Source organism: Streptomyces sp. NEAU-sy36 (assembly GCF_013423905.1).
Classification (GTDB): domain Bacteria; phylum Actinomycetota; class Actinomycetes; order Streptomycetales; family Streptomycetaceae; genus Streptomyces; species Streptomyces misionensis.
Window position 1 is genome coordinate 252696 of record NZ_CP058977.1, and the last position, 18225, is coordinate 270920.

Below are 18225 nucleotides of genomic sequence, written 5' to 3' on the forward strand. Positions count from 1 at the left end.
CCCGCCCGCCGCGCCGGCGGCGGGCCCTGGGCCGCCCGTCGTGTCACGCGTCCGGTCGGACGACACCCAGGATCGGCATCGAGCCCGCCCCCGCGACCGTCACCGTGCGGCCCGGGCGGGGGGCCTGGATGATCGCGCCGTCGCCTATGTAGAGGGCGACATGGCTGGCGTCGTCGAAGTAGATGACGAGGTCGCCGGGGCGCATGTCCTTCACCGCGATGTGCTTGAGCTGCTTCCACTGCTCCTGCGAGGTGCGCGGGATGGGACGGCCGGCCGCGGCCCACGCCTGGGAGGTCAGGCCCGAGCAGTCGAAGGAGTCCGGGCCCGCGGCGCCCCACACGTACGGCTTGCCGATCTGGGCGGTGGCGAACGCCACGGCCTTCTCGCCCTCGGCGGACGCCGTGCCGTGGATCTTCTTGAGGATGCCGGTGTCCAGCCAGGCGGTCTGCGCCTTGAGCGCGGCCTGCTGCTCCAGCTGGGCGAGCCGCTCCTTCTGCTTCTTCTCCAGCGACGACTCCAGCTTCTTCGCGGCGTCGATCTGCTGCTGGATCTTCTTCTTGGCGTCGGCCTTGGCCCTGCGGTCCGCGTCCAGCTTCTTCCACTGGGCGGCGGCGTCGTTCGCGTAGTCCTGCAACTGCTGCTGGGTGTCGGACAGTTCGCCGATCAGATGGTTGGCCGCCTGCTGCCCCTGGAGGACCAGGCCGGCGCCGTCCAGGACCTGTCCCGGGTCGTCGCTGAGCAGGAACTGGGCCGTGGGCGGCAGCCCGCCGCCGCGGTACTGCTCCCGGGCCGCCGCGCCCGCCTGGTCCTTGAGCTTCGCCAGCTTCTGCTGCCCGGCCACGATCCTCTCGGCCAGCGCGGCGATCTCGGCGGACTGCTTCTTCGCCTTCTCCTCGGCCGCGTTGTACGCGTCGGTGGCGACGGCCGCGTCGTGGTAGAGCGTGTCGAGCTTCTGCCGGACCTGTTCGAGGTCCTTGTCCGGCACGGGAGTTGGGCTGGGGCCGGGCGCGCCGGCACCCGGTGGCGGTGCCGGGGCGGCGAACGCCGCACCGGGCGCCGCGAGCACGGTCACCGCGCAGACCACGGTCAGGGCGGCCGCGAGCAGACCACGCTTGCCCGTACCCATACCTACCCCCCAGCTGATTTACCGTCAGTAACATACGGATGCCTGAGGGATCGTGCCACGGCCGCGCGCAAAGCGACAGAGGCCGTGAGGAAAGTCGGACTTTCCCCCATGCCTCGAACGCCCCGGCCGCCACGACGACCACCCCGCCCGTGTGACGAACGGCGCCCGGGGATCGTTCCGTTGACGGCCACCCGAAAGGGTGGTTTCAGTTCCGGGGCGCCAACGCCTCCCACGCCACGGTCACTTCGCCCTGCCGCCAGCGGCCCGGCGCGTCGGTCACCGGCCAGTCGCCGGTGAGGGAACGCACCGCACGCATCCAGCGCTGGCGCGCCCCGTACGAGGCGTACGGCGCGGCCCCCGCCCAGGCGCGGTCGAAGTCGCGCAGGAACGCGTGCACCGGTTCACCGGGCACATTGCGGTGGATCAGCGCCTTCGGCAGCCGTTCGGCGAGGTCGGAGGGGCGCTCCAGCGAGCCGAGACGGGTGGCGAAGGTGACCGTCCGGGGCCCCTCGGGGCCGAGCGCCACCCACACGTGCCGCCGCCCGATCTCGTCGCACGTCCCCTCGACCAGCAGCCCGCCGCGCGAGCCGCCGCCCGCGGGGGCCAGCCGCGCGCACAGCCGCTCCCAGACGGCGGCGACCTCGGCCTCGTCGTACTGCCGCAGCACGTTCGCGGCCCGGATCAGCGTCGGGCGCCCGGGCACCGGCACCTCGAAGCCGCCGTGCCGGAAGACCAGCCCGTCCCGCTCGTAGGGCCGGGCCGCCGTCACCCGCTCCGGTTCGATCTCGACGCCGACGACCCGGGTGCGCGGGGCGACGGTGCGCAGCCGGCCGAGCAGCTCGACGGCGGTCCACGGAGCGGCGCCGTAGCCGAGGTCGACCACGACCGGTTCGCCGGCCCGGCGCAGCTCGGCGCCGTGCGCCGCGGCGATCCAGCGGTCCATGCGGCGCAGCCGGTTCGGGTTGGTCGTCCCGCGCGTCACGGTGCCCACGACGGGCGCCCCGCCGCCCGGGCGCAGCCGGGAGCGGGGGAGGGTGGTGCGGGAGGCCATGCGTACGAGGGTAAGGGGCGCGGCCGGCCGGACGGAGTCGAGCCCGCGAAGGTAATGATTCGGTAAAGCCGCTTGTTCCGGAAATGGCCGGCGCCCCCGCCGCTGTTGCACCACCGTGGAGGGCGCGGGCGAGTCCTCCTGACGGCATGCCCACAAGGAGGACCGCCACGTGAGCCAGTACACCGGCAGGCTCGTGCGCCGCTCCCCGTCCGCCGCTCCCCGGCTCCGGCTGCACCGCAGGCCCCGCCGGGTGGCCATGCTCTCCGTCCACACCTCACCGCTGCACCAGCCCGGCACCGGCGACGCGGGCGGCATGAACGTCTACATCGTGGAGCTGGCCCAGCGGCTGGCCGCGCTCGGCATCGAGGTCGAGGTCTTCACCCGGGCCACGGCCGGCGACCTGCCCCCCGCCGTCCAGCTCGCCCCCGGCGTCCTGGTCCGGCACGTCGACGCGGGGCCGTACGAGGGGCTGGCCAAGGAGGAGCTGCCCGCCCAGCTGTGCGCCTTCACCCACGGGGTGATGCAGGCATGGGCCGGCCACCGCCCCGGCTACTACGACCTCGTGCACTCCCACTACTGGCTCTCCGGCCACGTCGGCTGGCTCGCCGCCCAGCGCTGGGGCGTGCCCCTGGTGCACGCCATGCACACCATGGCCAAGGTCAAGAACGCCAACCTGGCCGCCGGCGACCGTCCCGAGCCCGCCGCCCGGGTCATCGGCGAGATGCAGATCGTCGCCGCCGCGGACCGGCTGATCGCCAACACCGCCGAGGAGGCCGGCGAACTCGCCCGGCACTACGAGGCCGACCCCGCCAAGGTCGCCGTCGTCCACCCCGGCGTGAACCTGGAGCGCTTCCGCCCCGCCGACGGCCGGGCCGCCGCCCGCGCCCGCCTCGGCCTGCCGCCGGACGCCCTGATCCCGGTCTTCGCGGGCCGCATACAGCCCCTGAAGGCCCCGGACGTGCTGCTGCGCGCGGTGGCCGTCCTCCTCGACGAGCGCCCCGAGCTGCGCTCCCGCATCCTCGTCCCGGTGGTCGGCGGCCCCAGCGGCAGCGGCCTCGCCAAGCCCGAGGGACTCCAGAAGCTCGCCGCCCGGCTCGGCATCGCGGACGTCGTGCGGTTCCGTCCGCCGGTCGGCCAGGAACAGCTCGCGGACTGGTTCCGGGCCGCCTCCGTGCTGGTCATGCCGTCGTACAGCGAGTCCTTCGGGCTGGTCGCCATCGAGGCGCAGGCGGCCGGCACCCCGGTGCTCGCCGCCTCGGTCGGCGGACTGCCCGTGGCCGTGCGCGACGGCGAGACCGGCTTCCTGGTCGACGGGCACGAACCGGCCGACTACGCCCGCGTGCTCGGCCGGTTCGCCGACGAGCCCGCCCTCACCGCGCGCATGGGCGAGGCCGCCGCCCGGCACGCCCGGCGCTTCGGCTGGGACGCGGCGGCCGCGGCGACCGCCGACGTCTACACGGCCGCGACCCAGTCGCACCGCCGTCGCGTACGCTCCCATCATGGGTGATGTCGAGAAGGCCGGACAGGTGATCGAGGCCGTCCTCCAGGACGCCGAACTGGAGTGGGAGCGTCCCGAGCCCGGGAACTACGTGGTCAAGCTGCCCGGCACGCGCAAGCTGTCCACCACGGTCTCCTTCCTCGTCGGCCGGCACTCCCTCTCCCTCAACGCCTTCGTCGTCCGCCACCCCGACGAGAACGAGGCGGGCGTCCACCGCTGGCTGCTGGAGCGCAACCTCAAGCTGTACGGCGTGAGTTACGCCGTCGACCGGCTCGGCGACGTCTACGTCACCGCGCGCCTGCCGCTCGCCGCCGTCACCCCCGAGGAGATCGACCGCCTCCTCGGCCAGGTCCTGGAGGCGGCCGACGGCGCCTTCAACACCCTTCTGGAGCTGGGTTTCGCCACCTCCATCCGCAAGGAGTACGCCTGGCGCGTCTCCCGCGGCGAACCCACCCGCAACCTGGACGCCTTCAAGCACCTGATCGACCGCCCGGCCGAGTGACCCCCGGCGGTGACGCGCCGCGGCGCGCCCCGCGCCGGTAGCGGCCCGGCGGCACCCCGACCAACTTCCTGAAGTGCCGGGTGAGATGGGCCTGGTCGTAGAAGCCGGTCAGGGCCGCGACCTCGCCCGGCGGCAGCCCGTCCAGCAGCAGCCGGCGGGCCCGGCCGACCCGGCGGGACATCAGGTACTGGTGCGGGGCGATGCCGTACGCGCCGCTGAACGCCCGGACGAGATGGGCGGGATGGGCGTGCAGCAGCGCCGCCGCCTCGGCCAGGGCGACGCCGTCGACGAGCCGCGCGTCCAGCAACTCCCGCAAGCGGCGCGCGAGCCGGGGGTCGCGCCGGGGCCGCGGCGGATCCGTGCAGTGGCGCAGGTGGTCCCGCAGCCGCTCGCCGACCAGGGTCAGCCTGCTCTCCGCCTCCAGCTCGTCGCCGGGGCGGGCCAGGGCCGAGTGCAGCTGTCCGACGCGCCGGCGCAGCACGGGATCGCGCAGATCGGGCCCGTCGACGGCGGCCCCGATCAGCTCCTCGCCCAGCCGGCTGCTGTCGAGGTACACCACCCGCTTGCGGAAGCCGCCCGGGGTCGCCGGGGAGCCGTTGTGCGGCACGTGCGGCGGCAGCAGGCTGACCGTGTCCAGCGGGGTGCCGTGCTCATGACGGTCCAGGTCGTAGCGGACCGCCCCGTCGTCCACGATCAGCAGCGTCCAGGCGTCGTGGACGTGCATCGGGTAGGCGTACTCGGTGAAATGGGCGTGGAACACCTCGGTGACGCCCGGCACGCGGGGGCGCCACGCGTTCACTTCCTCCCCCGGGACCTCGCTCGCGGCCCTGCTCACGGCCATGCAAACAACGTACAAGACGGCGCCGGGCGGCGGTCGGCAGTCTCGACCCATGAGTTCCCTGAGCGCCGAACCCGTCCGTTTCGACACCAAGATCGCCGTGCTGCTGCGCGCGGACCTGGCCCCCTGGCAGCGCCTGAACGTCACCGCGTTCCTGGTCAGCGGCCTGGGCGCGACCCTGCCCGAGGTGGTGGGGGAGCCGTACGAGGACGCGGACGGGGTGACGTACCTGCCCATGTTCCGGCAGCCGGTGCTGGTCTTCGAGGGCGAGAAGGAGACCCTGCGCGCGGCGCACGAGCGGGCCCTCGGCCGGACCCTGCCCTGCGCGGTGTTCACGGCGGACCTGTTCGCCACCGGCAACGACCGCGACAACCGCGCGGCCGTACGCGCCGTGCCGACGGCCGATCTGGACCTGGTCGGGCTGGCCGTGTACGGCCCGCGCAACGGCGTGGACAAGGTGCTGAAGGGGGCGCGCATGCACCCGTGACACGCGCCCCGGCGGGACGTGCCCGTGCCGGCCGCCGCGCCCCGGCGGGACGGGCCGGCCGGACCCCCGTACCGGCCGCCGCCCCGCTGTCGGCCGGTCAGCCGAACATGCCCGGCCGGTAGTCGCCCGCCGGCTGCCGGACGATGACGTTCAGCCGGTTGTAGAGGTTGATCATCGCGATCAGGCCGACGAGGGCGGCGAGCTGCTCCTCGTCGTAGTGCTTCGCGGCCTCCGTCCAGGCCTCGTCGGTCACCCCGCCGGCCGCGTCCGCGATCCGCGTGCCCTGTTCCACCAGCTCCAGCGCGGCACGCTCGGCCTCGGTGAACACCGTGGCCTCGCGCCACGCCGCGACCAGGTGGAGCCGCTGGGTGCTCTCGCCGGCGGCCTCGGCGTCCTTGGTGTGCATGTCGGTGCAGAACCCGCAGCCGTTGATCTGGCTGGCGCGGAGTTTCACCAGCTCCTGGGTGGCGTGCGGCACGGTGGAGTCCGTGAGCACCTTGCCCGCCGAGTTGATGTACTTGAAGAACTTGGCGCCGACGGGGCTGGTCATCAGGTTCAGACGAGCATCCATGGTTGGTGCGCTCCTGTGGTGTGGTCGGTGCTGGCTACACCTCATTGACGGGAGCGGGCCGGGGAATGTGACAGCGCCGTATGTGACCCGTGCCACTTTTCACCCGGTCGGGCGCGGGGCGCCGGCTGCCGGGCTCGGGGCGTCAGGCGCTGGGCTCGGGGGCGGGTGCCGCCGCGCCTTCGGCGAGGGCGCCGCCGCGGGCACCGGCCTCGTCCGTACGGTCGTCCGTGCGCAGCCCCCGCATCAGCAGCCCGTAGCCGAGCCCGGCGGCGGTGCCCACGACGGCGCACGTCCCCCACAGCCACTCGGCCCCGAACCGGTCGATGACCTGCCCGGACATCAGCGGCGCGACCAGCGCGGCGACGGACCAGGACAGGCTGTACATGCCCTGGTAGCGCCCGCGTCCGTGCACGGGGGAGAGCCGTACGACGAGCCCGGTCTGGGTCGGCGCGTTGACGATCTCGGCGAGGGTCCACACGCACACCGTGGCCATGAAGGCGCCGACCGACCCGGCGAACGCGGTGAGCCCGAAGCCGTACCCCGCGAGCAGCGAGGAGAGGACCAGCAGGCTGCGCGGGTCGCGGTGCTCGATGAACCGGGTGACGGGGATCTGGAGGGCGACGATCAGGACGCCGTTGACGGCGATGGCGAGGCCGTAGTCCGCGGGCGAGAACCCGGCCCGGCCCATGGCCACCGGCAGCGCCACCGAGCCCTGCTGGAAGATCAGGGCGACCAGGAAGGACAGCCCGACCACGGCCATGTACCGGCCGTCGCGCAGCACGGTGCCCAGGCTGACCCCGGCCTCGGCGCCGGCCCCGGACCGCTTGGCCGGAGCGTCCGGCCGGGACTCGGGGACCTTCAGGAAGACGACGAGGGCGCAGGCGGCCGTCATCCCGGCCTCGATCAGGAACCCGGCGAGATAGCTGAACTCGGCGATGAAGCCGGCGGCCGCGGAGGAGACGGCGAAACCGAGGTTGATGGCCCAGTAGTTGAGCGAGAAGGCCCGCACCCGGTCCTCGGGCCGCACGATGTCGGCCATCATCGCCTGCACCGCGGGCCGGGAGGCGTTGGAGGCCATGCCGACGAGGAAGGCGACGCCGGCGATGGCGACCGGACCGGTCATGAACCCGAGCAGCGCGACGAAGACGGCGGTGGCCGACTGGGCGACGAGCAGGGTGGGCCGCCGACCGAGCCGGTCGGCCATGACCCCGCCGCCGAGCGCGGAGACGACCCCGCCCAGTCCGTGCAGCGCGGCGACGAGACCGGCGTACGAGGCGGAGTACCCGCGGTCGAGGGTGAGGTAGAGGGCCATGAAGGTGGCCACGAAGGCGCCGAGCCGGTTGACGAGGGTGCTGGTCCACAGCCACCAGAACTCACGGGGAAGCCCGGAGACGGCTTCCCGGGCAGCACGTCCGAGACGGGCGGCGGGCATGAGGGGACCCCCTGAAGTTGTAAGTGGCCGACAGCGCAAGCACAACTTACATAGGGGGTCTGACAGTGACCACTCGATTAACAGATGCCGTCAACGATCCACCCACTGGTCGGCCGCGTCGCCGCCCACGGGGCGTGGATTACGCTCTGAGGCATGGCCGACGCACCGTACAAGCTGATCCTCCTCCGCCACGGCGAGAGCGAGTGGAACGCGAAGAACCTGTTCACCGGCTGGGTGGACGTCAACCTGAACGAGAAGGGCGAGAAGGAGGCAGTCCGCGGCGGCGAGCTCCTGAAGGACGCCGACCTGCTGCCCGACGTGGTCCACACGTCCCTCCAGAAGCGTGCGATCCGCACCGCCCAGCTGGCCCTGGAGGCCGCCGATCGCCACTGGATCCCGGTCCACCGCAGCTGGCGCCTGAACGAGCGCCACTACGGCGCCCTCCAGGGCAAGGACAAGGCGGCGACGCTGGCGGAGTTCGGCGAGGAGCAGTTCATGCTCTGGCGCCGCTCCTACGACACCCCGCCGCCCCCGCTCGCCGAGGACTCGGAGTTCTCCCAGTTCGACGACGCCCGCTACGCGACCCTCCCGCCGGAGCTGCGCCCGCGGACCGAGTGCCTGAAGGACGTCGTCGTCCGCATGCTCCCCTACTGGTACGACGCGATCGTCCCCGACCTCCTGTCCGGCCGCACGGTCCTCGTCGCCGCCCACGGCAACTCCCTGCGCGCCCTGGTCAAGCACCTGGACGGCATCTCCGACGCCGACATCGCGGGCCTGAACATCCCCACGGGCATCCCCCTCTACTACGAACTCGACTCCTCCTTCAAGCCCGTCACCCCGGGCGGCAAGTACCTCGACCCGGAGGCCGCCGCGGCCGCCATCGAGGCGGTCAAGAACCAGGGCAAGAAGAAGTAAGCGCCTACGAGTAAGCCCCCTGCCTGCGGGTTCGCCGCGGGGAGGGGGCTTTTCTCTTGCTCTGGGCCGTCTGTGGGCCGCAGGTGCTGGAGGGGGCCGTCCGGGCGGTCTCGAAGACGGCGGCCACGGCCTTGCGGGTGCGCCGGCGGCCCGAGTGCCTCAGATACGCGGTGAGGGCCGGGGGCCGGCTTGCCCAGGATTCCCGGAAGAAGTGAGCGGAGCCCGCCGCTGGACAGGTGATCTCTGCGCGGGGGCGCCTGTCTCACAACGGCCAGGCATCGGCCATCACGAAGGAGACCACCGTTCCCCCGAAGCGGCTGGGCCCCGAGTGCCATGACTCGGCGATGGAGTCGACCAGGAGCAGTCCGCGCCCGTGCGCGTCCTCGGCGTCGGGCCGGCGCAGGCGAACATTCGCCGGGAAGCCGGGATTGTGCACCGCCACCCGCAGCGAGGTGCCATCCCGGAACCACTCCACCCGCACACGCCACTCCCCCTCCGACCGCCCGTAGAGGATCGCGTTGGTCACCAGCTCCGAGATCATCAGCGTGCAGTCGTCGACCGAACAGGCCGGGTTGTACGGAGCGATGAGCTTCCGGAACCAGCGCCGGGCCCGGGGTACGGACTCCGGAGTCGGATCCAGGATCATCGCTCCCAACCGCGGCGAGCCCTCGCAGGGATAGCGGTCGATCACGTAGGTCATCCGCGCTCACTCCTTGCCGCTGCCGTCGCAGTCGAGGCAGCGCCGCTTCGACGTGGCACGGGTGCGGTCATTGGCGGCGGCGAGGGCCACCGATGTGCGCGAACCAACACGCCCCCAGTCGCGCCCACGACATCCCCGGCAAGCTAAGTGCGCGCCCTGATCCGGCCGCCGACTGATCACGCCCGTACCCCTTCCGTAAGTGGCCTTAGCCAGTTACTGGATAGTGGCATTAGCCACTTGCGGCGCGCAAGCCGTTCACGCGAACTACCCCCCAGTCAGGCGAGGGGGTACCCCTGCTCGAACGCCCAGCGGTGCGGCGGGTAGGTCGCCTCGGAGAACTCCAGGGGCCGGTCCTGGAGGTCGTAGACCACGTGGTGGACGACCAACACAGCCGAGCCTGCGTCCAGTTGGAGTGCGACCGCTTCTTCGTCGGTGGCGGTCCGGGCGCACATGCGGTCTTCGGCGTAACTGCCCTTCCGGCCCGTCATGTTCTCGACGTACATCAGCGTCCCTTCCTGGATCCGCTCGGGCTCCAGGAGCTTGGGCGCACGCTGGCCGACCTCCGGCGCGAACCAGGATGTGGACAGGGTGATCGGCCCGTCCTGGTTGTTCGTGACCCGCCGGCGGTGCACCGCCCGACGATCCTTCGACAGGCCCAGGGCCTCAGCGACATGATCGGGCGCATCCAACCACCCGGTGGATGTGATCACCGCGTACTCACCGGGCGTGTAGATCTTCCCGGTCTGCCGAGCGCGGCCGTACAACTCCCGTGCGCGACGGTTCACTTCGAGGCTGCGCACGTAGGTTCCCGACCCCTGGCGCTTCTCGACGAGTCCCTGATGACTCAGCGCCTCCAGCGACCGGGCCGCAGTAGGCCGCGACACCTTCCAGTCCGCAGCCAGCTGCCGTTCCGACGGAACCTCGTCCCCCGCTCGCAGGTCACCCCGAAGGATCTGATCACGGATGTAGTGCGCGATCTGGAGATACTTCGGCTGAGCCTCCTCGATCTGCGGCATGTCCCCTCCTCGTAAAAGTGGCTATGGCCTCCGGCCACTATAGGGTGAATGGCCAATACCAGAGCCCGTAATGTGGAGCACATGACGCGGTTGATCGTCGCAGCAGGGGGAGGGGGCGACGCTGTCGCCGCCGCAATGCTCCACGCCGCCCTGTACGGCGACGAGGGCCAGGCGGTGATCCTCACCTACGCCTGGGACCGTCTCCTGGTCGACCCGGTCCCGGGCCCCCGCGGAGCCGACAACTTCACCGGGCTCGAACCTCTCACCCGCTCCGTCCGGTCGGTGCCGGCCACCGCCGAGCCGATCCCACCGGCAGGCTCCACACTCCCCCGACTCGCGGCAGCGCTCCCGCACACCTTCGCCTTGCTCGACCCTCACCACGGCGCCGAGGGCATCGCACGGCAGATGGAGGAACTGGTCGACCACCTGACCCCCACGTCGATCGACCTGCTGGACGTCGGCGGCGACATCCTCGCCCAGGGCGACGAACCCACCCTGAAGAGCCCACTCGCCGACGCGCTCACCCTCGCCGCCTGCTGCCAGGTCAACGCCCCGATCCGACTGCTGATCGCAGGCCCAGGACTGGACGGCGAGATCCCACCCGCCGATCTACGCCCGTTGCTGGGACCTCTTGTCCACACCTTCACTTCCAGAGATGTGGAGACGATCAGCAGCGTCCTGGAGTGGCACCCCTCCGAGGCAACCGCGATGCTCGCCGCGACGGCCCGAGGAGTCCGCGGCATCTGCGAAGTGCGCGACGCCGGCCTCCCCGTCCCCCTCACCGACGAGGGAGCCACCGTCCACGAAGTCGACCTGGACGAAGCGGTCAGCCGCAACGCCCTGGCGCGCGCCGTCATGACGACCGCCGCCCTGGACGAAGCCGAGGCGTACAGCCGGGAGATCTGCGGCTTCTCGGAGATCGACTACGAACGCAACAAGGCAACCTGGCTCAACGGGCCGGCACCGGCGAAGCTGGAACCCGACGACGTACTGTCCCGGCTCGACCAGTTCCAGCGCGAGGCCCAAGCCCGCGGAATCACCCACACAACCTTCCGCCGCATCACCGAGGCCCTGAACCTCAGCGGCTCCCAACGCGAAGAGCTACGCCAACTCCTCATCAGCAGCCGCCCGGAGCAGTACGCAGCTCCCTTGTGGCGCATCCCAGCCGAGGACTGAGTTACAACCTTCTCTACGGGTTCAAGGCGGCTCGCTCCGCTCACCGCCGGCCGGGCCTGCGCTCCTGTCTCCGCCCCGCTCCAGCCCGGCCAGCGCCCGGGCCGCGCGCACAGTGATCCCTGCTTGCCGTAAGGGCAAACTTGCACGCTCCCGATGTGCCGCGAGATAGCGAGTCTCTATTACTCGTTCGAACGGCGAGCCAGTCCGCTTATTTATTCCGGAGCCCAGCCCAGCTCTCGACTGTAGTTCCGAAGTTTCCTGAGACAGTAAGCCGCGATATTTCCCCGATTTTTAGCGACCATGAAGTCGCTAGCCCGCCAGGTGTACTCCAGACAAATGGCCTCCTTCTCAAAGTTGAGGGAGTTGTCTGGAATTAGAGGGCAGAAGTCCAGCTTCTTTTCTGCCGTGGTCGTGTAACTGAGACCTTGCGCAGAGGCGAATGCGGTCAACGCCTCAGCTAGAGCATAGTTCAGCGCCTTGTCGCGACCGGCGGTGAAGCCAGACTCGGCGAGGTATTGAAAGGCGAGGAGTGACGTTGTGGTCGGCGTTCCCTTGGTCTCCAAAATCGCTTTGGACTGCCCTAGCAAGTACTTACCAAGGTCGCAACGCTCAATATTCCTTGTCACTACTGAATCGCCAGGGAGGCGCACTCCGAGGCTGTTCAGATTTTCCTTAACTTCCTCTGGTCCATATCGGCGCAAGATGCCGACAGACGCACTGGGGGGTAGGCTAAAAGCTCTCGCATCCAGTCGGACGATCGTGCTGGTTAGTAGGCCTCGCCTGGCCTTCCACCACTTCCCAACCTCGCTGTCAGGCGAAGAATCCAGCAGGGCGCTGCCGTCAAGGAGTCCGAACTGATTACTGCTGGTCAAGTGCGTAAGGATTCCTGCATCGGAACTTTCGCTGGCAAAAACGATGGCAAGTCGCAACGACTTTCGCATCTCCCTGCGTATGCTGGTAACAAGTTTGGCGAAGTCGTCAGAGATTTCCCTAAGAAATCCACCTAGGGACGTGAATCCACTTGGATCGTAGCTGCTTGGCTCAACTCCCAGATCTTCAAGCGAATCGATAGAGTTTACGAGGCGGAGGGTCGTTTTTGCGATCTCTTGCCACGTCTCCCGGGGTGGGCCAGAGATGGCCACGGGGAGATCGATGGGGGGCTTTCCTGCGATATCGCTGTAGGCCCGAGACATGGCTTCCGAGAGTTCCCTTTGAGTGTCCGGCCACAGGATGAGGGCCTTGGAACCACCTTCGGGGTGGCGCAAGAAACGTTTGATCTCCGCCAACTCCTCTCCTGAGGGTGGACTCCCCTCGCGATGGTCGATATTGATGGGGACGATACGCTTATCGTTCACTGCAAACTTACTCAAATGATGCGCAGTTTCACGCTGCAGTGCATCGGCGTTAACGCTCCCGGAGAAAAGGATGGTCGGCAGGAAGAGGCCGGGAAGAAACTTGTCTAGATTGTTTGCAAGGGTTGTCTTGCCAGTTCCCGAAGGGGCGTAGATGGGAAGAAATAGTCCTTCCCCACGCGCCATTAGCCCACGCGCCGCATCTTCTAGAAGATTCTGGGTCTCGACTTCAGGTGTCACGAGTAGCGAAGCGAGTTCCGCCCCGAGGTGCGAGGCCAGCGCTTCGTAGCGAGCAGGGAAAATGAGTTGCTCTAGCAGATGCAGGCCTGGACTCGCGTTCACGTACAACTCCCGCTTGACGCATTGTGTGTTGAGCGTGGCAGGGGTCAAGTATGTCCTCAGGTGCCCCCTGGCGTCAGACCGGTGATCGGATTGGCACTCGGTGACGCCAACTCGACACTGCGGGCCAAGACGGGAGGTGAGCGCGACGGGTGGGCCGAGGCACCGTTACGCCGGGCCAGCCGCCATGATGCTCTGGCCGACGACATCGGCAGCGTGGCTGAGGCCGGTGAGGGTGCAGCGAGGTATACGCGTGCGTGGTCGCTCCGTGCACCTACCATCGGGGCTGACTGTCGTCGGCTGAGGTTCGGGCTGGGTGCGTCGAAGGTGCCGGCCGCCAGTCGAGCGCGCCGAAGCTGGGCCGTCTCTGGGCCGTCCGAGGCCACTCAACAATGACCAACGACGACCACCAGACGCACGGGCCAACCGTCTCTGAGCAGCGAAAACGCAGGTCACCAAGATCCCCGGCAAGACCCAGGGCAAGAAGAAGTAACCGCGCACGAATGAGCCCCCTGCCTACGGCTTCTTCGGACGGCCCAGCTTCGGTGCACGCTGCTGACGGCCGGCACTTCCCGCTGGGGGCATCTCGCTGCCTCTGGCCCTCGCGGCGAAGGGGCCGTGCACTCTCCCGGCTCCGGTGTCTGCCCGCACTCCGCACTTCCCTGGACACAACCCTTTCAACGCCCCCGTGCCCGCGCCCCTCCACCCCCCGTGCGAGACTCCCTGCCTGGTCAGAGGAGGGGCAAGGGCGTGGAGAAGTCCGAGGCGGGGCAGCTGCTGGAGCGGGCCCGCGAGATGTGGGAGGCGCAGGAGTGGCTGCGTTCGGCCGAGTTGTACGAGCAGGTCCTCGCCCGCTATCCGGACGAGGGCCCCAGCGCGGAGTGGTGGTACGACGCGGCACTGGCGCACAAGTTCCTGCGCAACTGGGCAAAGGCGTACGAACTCGGCCGTGAGGCTGCCGCCCGATCGCCGCGCGGCGAGCAGGACCCGGCGTTCTGGAACCTGGGATCGCCGCCACGATCCAGCGGGACTGGGCGACCGCACGTGACGCCTGGGAGGGCTTCGGGATACCCATGCCGGAGGGCGAGGGCGAGATCAACGGCGCCTTCGGTCCGGCATGCGTACGGCTGGACACCGGTGGCGAGCGCGAGGTGGTCTGGATCCAGCGGCTCTGCCCGACGCGCGGACGGGTGATGAACGTCCCGGCCACGAAGGGCCGTCGGTTCGGCGAGATCGTCGTGCACGACGGGGAGCCGAACGGCGAGCGGACGTACAACGGGCGGCGCGTCGCCGTCTTCGACGAACTGCTGCTCTTCGAGGCTTCCTCGCTGCCGACGCTGCACACGACCGTGCACGCGGCGGACGCATCCGACGTCGACGCCCTGGTGGACTCGTTCTTCGCGCGCGACTTCGGCGCCGAGCCGGCGAGCGGCTTCCACATGCTGTGCGCATGCTGCAGCGAGGGCCGGGTCGACTACGACGAGACCGGCGTGCGGACGCACAGCGGCTCGCAGACCGTCTGGCTGGCCGCCCCCGAGGCCGAGGCCCGGGAACTGCTGGACGCGTGGGCGGCGGGCGGCGAACGCGGCTGGGAGGGACTGGAGCTGTTCGGCTGAGCTCCCAAAAGTGAGCGGCATACGCGGCGAACGGCCGCCCCCGGGCGGTGAGACCCGGGCGGCGGCCGTTCAGGGGCGGTGCGTCAGTTGGAGAAGTACAGGTACTTCCACGAGCCGTACGTCGTCGTGTTGACGTTGTCGCCCGAGGAGTTGTTGATGTACGACGAGCGCATGCGGGCCTTGATGCCGGAGGTGCCGGGGGCGCCCAGGCTCACGGCCGACTTGCCGTTCGAGGCCAGCTTGAAGTACTCCGGGCTGCCGTCGGCGGTGTACCACTTGCCGCCGTAGTAGACCTGGAGGTCCATGCGCTGCATGCGGCCCGGGTAGTACGTCATGGTCGTGGTGAGCAGCGGGTCGGTGTTCTTGTGGAACCAGTAGTACGTCGTCGACCCGATCTTGGCCGTCTTGTAGTACTTCGTCACCGCGGTGGAGGTCTTCACCTTGGCGTAGCCGGTGGACTTGACCGTCCTCGGCTTGTAGCGGGAGTCGCCCTTGAAGACCGCGGTGACGTCCGTGTCGCGGGTCATGTCGACCGTCGCGGAGATGTTCCCGTGGGAGTCGACCTTCCCGGACTTCAGCAGCTTGTTGGGCTTGTCGCCGCCGTAGGGGTTGGCCCAGATCTCGACCGTGCGGTTCTTGTAGGTCGTCCCGAGGTGCGCCGTGAACTTCACGTCGGCGCCGTAGGAGTAGACCTTGCCGTTGTTGTTCAGGCTCAGCGAGGCCGTGGCGCGGGAGACGTCGACCTTGTCGGACGCGGTGACCGCGGAGTGCGCGGCGTCGCCCGCGTAGGTCACCTTGTAGGTGACCGTGCCGCCGGCGGACGGGGTGTCGGTGAAGGAGTACGTGCCGTCGGTGCGCACCGTGACCGCGGGCAGTGCCTTGCCGCTCGGGGAGTCCAGGTCGACCCGGGTGACCTGGAGCTTCGCGCCGGTCGGCAGCGGGACCGTCGCGGACAGCCGGCCGGTGACGGTGAGCTGCTTGGCGCGGGTCGCGCTCGACGGGGCGTTGACCGTCAGGGTCGGGTTGTTCAGCGCCGGGCCGGTGAGCACCTTGAGGGTGTAGCCGGCGTTCTGGGCGGGCGAGCCGACCAGCGCGAAGATCCGGGAGTCGTCCGGCGCCCAGGCGAGATCCGCCGTGCTGGACGTGCCCTCGTCGTAGGTGCGCAGCGGCAGGGTGGCGCCCGGCTGGTACGTCATGATCTTGCCGCCGTTGACCTGGGCGACGAGTCCGTTGGAGGCGACGTCGGCGAACTGGCCGCTCGGGTAGGAGCCGGCGGCCTTGAACGTGCCGTCCGCGTAGGCGTCCCGGTCCCGGCCGTTGACCAGCACCTGCTTGCCGCCGGGCACCAGGTCGATGTCCCCGATGCCGTTGTTCAGCGAGTAGTCGCCGTTGTGCCAGGCGACCAGGGCGGCCTTGCCGCTGGAGACGTCGAGCACGGCCATCGAGTCCGAGGACAGCCCGGTCTCGGCGACGCCGAGGATGCCCGGCTGGGTCGGGTCGGTGTCCAGCAGGGCCTGACCCCAGATGCCCACCGAGGTGCCCTCGGTCGGGAACTGCTCCAGCGACACCGGGTCGGTGCCGCTCGCCGGGTCCACCGAGGGGTCGACGGAACCGAGGTCGCCGTCCCACTGGTCGCCGTAGGAGAACCAGACCTTGCCGCCGCTGAACGCGACGTAACGCGGGCCGGTGTTGGTGGCGACGGTGTAGCGGGCCTTGACGGTGAGCGTGTTCGCGTCGATGGCCCAGATCTCGTGGATCTGCGGGGCGGCCGCGTACACGGTCGCCCCGTCGTCCGAGACCGCGAGGTCGCTGACGCCGGTGACCCCGGCGACCGAACCGAGGACGGCACCGGAGTAGTCGGTGGCCGTGACGGTGCCGTTCGTGCTGTCGCCGACGAACACCCGCTGCGCGGCTCCGTCCACCGCGAGGCCGCCGGGCGAGGTGACATGGGCGGCCGGAGCGGCCGAGGCGGTGCCGGCCGCGCCGAGGCTCAGCGCCGCCGAGCCGAAGAGGACCGCGAGCGCCGTCGCGGTCGAGATGCTGCGCATACGCACAGTGCTGCTACCCCCACAAGGAAACCCGGTGCGTCACCGGGGAGATGAGTGCGCCGCGCAGCACCCGGGCACGACCGCCGTTTCACGGTGATGCGCGGGGCGCGGCTGCTGGAGGCAGCGTATGGCATGGCTGTGACAATTGTGGAGGGGGTTTCCCGTGTGGGGAGATCCCCTGCAGGCGCGGGCCCGTCGAAGGACGCGCGGGAGCGCGGACTTCGCGAGCGCCGACCGGGCGGATACGGGTCGGCACGGGCGACACGGGCGACACGGGCGACACGGGCGACACGGGTCGAGCGGGCCGGTGCGGAGCCCGTCCGCACCGGCCCGCTCGCCGACCGTCCTACGACGAAGCCGCCGTAGAACCGTCCTACGACGAAGCCGCCATGGAACCGCTCCACGACGACGCGGTAGCAGGCCGTCCTACGACGATGCCGTCGTCAGCCGCACTGGCAGGGGCCGCCCGACTGGCAGCCGCAGCCGCAGCCGGAGCCGCAGCCGCACGCGGCGACCAGCGGCAGGCTCCTGATCTCGGCGACCTGTTCGGTCTCGCGCTCCTGCGTGGGGTCGGGGGTGGTGCTGGGGGAGTCGGTCATGGGTCCCTCCTAGACGCCGGGGCCAGGTGGCGGGGGCAAGACTGCCCTCACCCATCTCATGCCCGCGCCCCCGGGCGCATCAACGGCGCACGGAGGCGCCCCCGGCCGGTCCTCAGTCCGGCACCGCCGGGCGGACCCGGCCGGGTCACGCCCCTTCGACGCCCGTCACCGGCTGGATGTCCGACTGGAGTTCGTCCGCGTGCTCGCCGGTGACCAGGTAGACGACGCGCTTGGCGACGGCGACGGCGTGGTCGGCGTAGCGCTCGTAGTAGCGGCCGAGGAGGGTGACGTCGACGGCCGTCTCGATGCCGTGCTTCCAGCGGTCGTCGATGAGGTGCTGGAAGAGGGTGCGGTGCAGCAGGTCCATCTCGTCGTCGTCCTGCTCCAGCTGGAGCGCGAGGTCGACGTCCTTGGTCACGATGACCTCCGCGGCCTTGGCCATCAGGCGCTGCGCGAGCTGGCCCATCTCCAGGATGGTCGCGTGCAGGTCCTGCGGGACGGCCCGCGCGGGAAAGCGCAGCCGGGCCAGCTTCGCCACGTGCTGGGCCAGGTCGCCGGAGCGCTCCAAATCGGCCGACATGCGCAGCGACGTGACGACGATCCGCAGATCGGTGGCCACCGGCTGCTGGCGGGCCAGCAGGGCTATGGCCCGGGCCTCAAGGTCGTGCTGGAGTTCGTCGACCTTCTGGTCCGCCTCGATCACGCTTTCGGCGAGCTTCAGGTCGGCGTCCAGCATGGCGGTCGTGGCGCGTCCGATGGCCGAGCCGACCAGCCGGGCCATCTCCACCAGACCGTCGCCGATCGAGTCCAGTTCCTCGTGGTACGCGTCCCGCATCAGGGTTCCCTCTCGTACGTGTGCTTGGGGGGTTCGGGGTCGTTGTCCGGGGGCCCGGCGGCAAAACCGGCGGCGCGAACCCCACGCTCCCACGTTCCGCCCCGTACGCGTCCGTTTCCGGCTT

17 protein-coding genes are annotated in these 18225 nt (G+C 70.2%); 6 read left to right on the plus strand and 11 right to left on the minus strand.

All coding sequences use genetic code 11. The annotated features are described in order from the left end of the window. Positions 1–43: 43 nt before the first annotated feature. A complete protein-coding gene (locus HZZ00_RS01150) occupies positions 44–1126 on the minus strand; it encodes a C40 family peptidase (protein WP_180330461.1) in 1083 nt (360 codons plus the stop codon). A 205-nt stretch (positions 1127–1331) separates the two neighbouring features. Then, positions 1332–2177, minus strand: coding sequence for a class I SAM-dependent methyltransferase (locus tag HZZ00_RS01155; protein WP_180330462.1), 846 nt, complete (start codon positions 2175–2177; stop codon positions 1332–1334). A gap of 169 nt (positions 2178–2346) precedes the next feature. Here HZZ00_RS01155 and mshA point away from each other — a divergent pair, with 169 nt between their 5' ends. Together mshA and HZZ00_RS01165 are read left to right on the plus strand one after the other, a co-directional pair. Continuing rightward, positions 2347–3684 (plus strand): D-inositol-3-phosphate glycosyltransferase, encoded by a 1338-nt coding sequence (mshA, locus tag HZZ00_RS01160; protein ID WP_180330463.1) that lies wholly within the window; start codon positions 2347–2349, stop codon positions 3682–3684. Continuing rightward, positions 3677–4177, plus strand: a complete 501-nt coding sequence (locus HZZ00_RS01165; protein ID WP_180330464.1) for a YbjN domain-containing protein — start codon at positions 3677–3679, stop codon at positions 4175–4177. The genes mshA and HZZ00_RS01165 overlap by 8 nt, the downstream gene beginning before the upstream one ends. On the opposite strand, the gene HZZ00_RS01170 is transcribed toward HZZ00_RS01165, so the two are convergent. Continuing rightward, positions 4146–5018 carry an AraC family transcriptional regulator gene (locus HZZ00_RS01170; RefSeq protein WP_257585595.1) on the minus strand — a complete coding sequence of 291 codons (873 nt, stop codon included), beginning with the start codon at positions 5016–5018 and terminating at the stop codon, positions 4146–4148. The genes HZZ00_RS01165 and HZZ00_RS01170 overlap by 32 nt on opposite strands. Here HZZ00_RS01170 and HZZ00_RS01175 point away from each other — a divergent pair. Further along, on the plus strand, positions 5017–5502 hold the full coding sequence (locus tag HZZ00_RS01175) for a DUF2000 domain-containing protein (protein ID WP_180330466.1): 486 nt from the start codon (positions 5017–5019) through the stop codon (positions 5500–5502). The two genes, HZZ00_RS01170 and HZZ00_RS01175, sit on opposite strands and share 2 nt — an antisense overlap. Before the next feature lie 97 nt (positions 5503–5599). On the opposite strand, the gene HZZ00_RS01180 is transcribed toward HZZ00_RS01175, so the two are convergent. Continuing rightward, a complete protein-coding gene (locus HZZ00_RS01180) occupies positions 5600–6073 on the minus strand; it encodes a carboxymuconolactone decarboxylase family protein (RefSeq protein ID WP_180330467.1) in 474 nt (157 codons plus the stop codon). A gap of 142 nt (positions 6074–6215) precedes the next feature. Beyond that, positions 6216–7505 carry an MFS transporter gene (locus tag HZZ00_RS01185; protein ID WP_180330468.1) on the minus strand — a complete coding sequence of 430 codons (1290 nt, stop codon included), beginning with the start codon at positions 7503–7505 and terminating at the stop codon, positions 6216–6218. Between the two features lie 153 nt (positions 7506–7658). On the opposite strand from HZZ00_RS01185, the gene HZZ00_RS01190 reads away from it, so the two are divergent. Beyond that, the gene (locus HZZ00_RS01190; RefSeq protein WP_180330469.1) at positions 7659–8420 is read left to right on the plus strand and encodes a phosphoglyceromutase; all 762 of its coding nucleotides are present in this window, start codon (positions 7659–7661) and stop codon (positions 8418–8420) included. A 262-nt stretch (positions 8421–8682) separates the two neighbouring features. On the opposite strand, the gene HZZ00_RS01195 is transcribed toward HZZ00_RS01190, so the two are convergent. Together HZZ00_RS01195 and HZZ00_RS01200 are read right to left on the minus strand one after the other, a co-directional pair. Next, positions 8683–9120 carry an ATP-binding protein gene (locus tag HZZ00_RS01195; RefSeq protein ID WP_180330470.1) on the minus strand — a complete coding sequence of 146 codons (438 nt, stop codon included), beginning with the start codon at positions 9118–9120 and terminating at the stop codon, positions 8683–8685. A 275-nt stretch (positions 9121–9395) separates the two neighbouring features. Continuing rightward, entirely contained in the window at positions 9396–10136 is a 741-nt protein-coding gene (locus HZZ00_RS01200; protein WP_180330471.1) for a GntR family transcriptional regulator, read from the minus strand. Between the two features lie 135 nt (positions 10137–10271). Between HZZ00_RS01200 and HZZ00_RS01205 the strand changes: the two genes are divergently transcribed. Next, positions 10272–11312, plus strand: a complete 1041-nt coding sequence (locus HZZ00_RS01205) for a DUF1152 domain-containing protein (protein WP_257586048.1) — start codon at positions 10272–10274, stop codon at positions 11310–11312. 212 nt (positions 11313–11524) lie between these two features. On the opposite strand, the gene HZZ00_RS01210 is transcribed toward HZZ00_RS01205, so the two are convergent. Beyond that, a complete protein-coding gene (locus HZZ00_RS01210) occupies positions 11525–12904 on the minus strand; it encodes a hypothetical protein (protein WP_180330473.1) in 1380 nt (459 codons plus the stop codon). A gap of 1172 nt (positions 12905–14076) precedes the next feature. Here HZZ00_RS01210 and HZZ00_RS38165 point away from each other — a divergent pair. Next, positions 14077–14619: a hypothetical protein gene (locus HZZ00_RS38165; protein ID WP_257585596.1), complete on the plus strand. Its 543-nt coding sequence runs from the start codon at positions 14077–14079 to the stop codon at positions 14617–14619. A gap of 83 nt (positions 14620–14702) precedes the next feature. On the opposite strand, the gene HZZ00_RS01220 is transcribed toward HZZ00_RS38165, so the two are convergent. From HZZ00_RS01220 to phoU, 3 genes are all read right to left on the minus strand, one after another. Beyond that, positions 14703–16667: a YncE family protein gene (locus tag HZZ00_RS01220; protein WP_180330474.1), complete on the minus strand. Its 1965-nt coding sequence runs from the start codon at positions 16665–16667 to the stop codon at positions 14703–14705. A gap of 443 nt (positions 16668–17110) precedes the next feature. After that, a complete protein-coding gene (locus HZZ00_RS01225) occupies positions 17111–17266 on the minus strand; it encodes a hypothetical protein (RefSeq protein WP_167381417.1) in 156 nt (51 codons plus the stop codon). A gap of 145 nt (positions 17267–17411) precedes the next feature. Then, on the minus strand, positions 17412–18101 hold the full coding sequence (gene phoU, locus HZZ00_RS01230) for a phosphate signaling complex protein PhoU (protein ID WP_180330475.1): 690 nt from the start codon (positions 18099–18101) through the stop codon (positions 17412–17414). Positions 18102–18225 lie beyond the last annotated feature (124 nt).

Bases quoted from the DNA above. Each gene is read 5' to 3' on its own strand.
- HZZ00_RS01170 (WP_257585595.1), bottom strand. From the start codon at position 5,018: ATGGCCGTGAGCAGGGCCGCGAGCGAGGTCCCGGGGGAGGAAGTGAAC.
- HZZ00_RS01195 (WP_180330470.1), bottom strand. From the start codon at position 9,120: ATGACCTACGTGATCGACCGCTATCCCTGCGAGGGCTCGCCGCGGTTG.
- phoU (WP_180330475.1), bottom strand. From the start codon at position 18,101: ATGCGGGACGCGTACCACGAGGAACTGGACTCGATCGGCGACGGTCTG.
- HZZ00_RS01200 (WP_180330471.1), bottom strand. From the start codon at position 10,136: ATGCCGCAGATCGAGGAGGCTCAGCCGAAGTATCTCCAGATCGCGCAC.
- HZZ00_RS01225 (WP_167381417.1), bottom strand. From the start codon at position 17,266: ATGACCGACTCCCCCAGCACCACCCCCGACCCCACGCAGGAGCGCGAG.
- HZZ00_RS01175 (WP_180330466.1), top strand. From the start codon at position 5,017: ATGCAAACAACGTACAAGACGGCGCCGGGCGGCGGTCGGCAGTCTCGA.
- HZZ00_RS01185 (WP_180330468.1), bottom strand. From the start codon at position 7,505: ATGCCCGCCGCCCGTCTCGGACGTGCTGCCCGGGAAGCCGTCTCCGGG.
- HZZ00_RS01180 (WP_180330467.1), bottom strand. From the start codon at position 6,073: ATGGATGCTCGTCTGAACCTGATGACCAGCCCCGTCGGCGCCAAGTTC.
- HZZ00_RS01220 (WP_180330474.1), bottom strand. From the start codon at position 16,667: ATGCGCAGCATCTCGACCGCGACGGCGCTCGCGGTCCTCTTCGGCTCG.
- HZZ00_RS01150 (WP_180330461.1), bottom strand. From the start codon at position 1,126: ATGGGTACGGGCAAGCGTGGTCTGCTCGCGGCCGCCCTGACCGTGGTC.
- HZZ00_RS01165 (WP_180330464.1), top strand. From the start codon at position 3,677: ATGGGTGATGTCGAGAAGGCCGGACAGGTGATCGAGGCCGTCCTCCAG.
- HZZ00_RS01190 (WP_180330469.1), top strand. From the start codon at position 7,659: ATGGCCGACGCACCGTACAAGCTGATCCTCCTCCGCCACGGCGAGAGC.
- HZZ00_RS01155 (WP_180330462.1), bottom strand. From the start codon at position 2,177: ATGGCCTCCCGCACCACCCTCCCCCGCTCCCGGCTGCGCCCGGGCGGC.
- HZZ00_RS01205 (WP_257586048.1), top strand. From the start codon at position 10,272: ATGCTCCACGCCGCCCTGTACGGCGACGAGGGCCAGGCGGTGATCCTC.
- HZZ00_RS38165 (WP_257585596.1), top strand. From the start codon at position 14,077: ATGCCGGAGGGCGAGGGCGAGATCAACGGCGCCTTCGGTCCGGCATGC.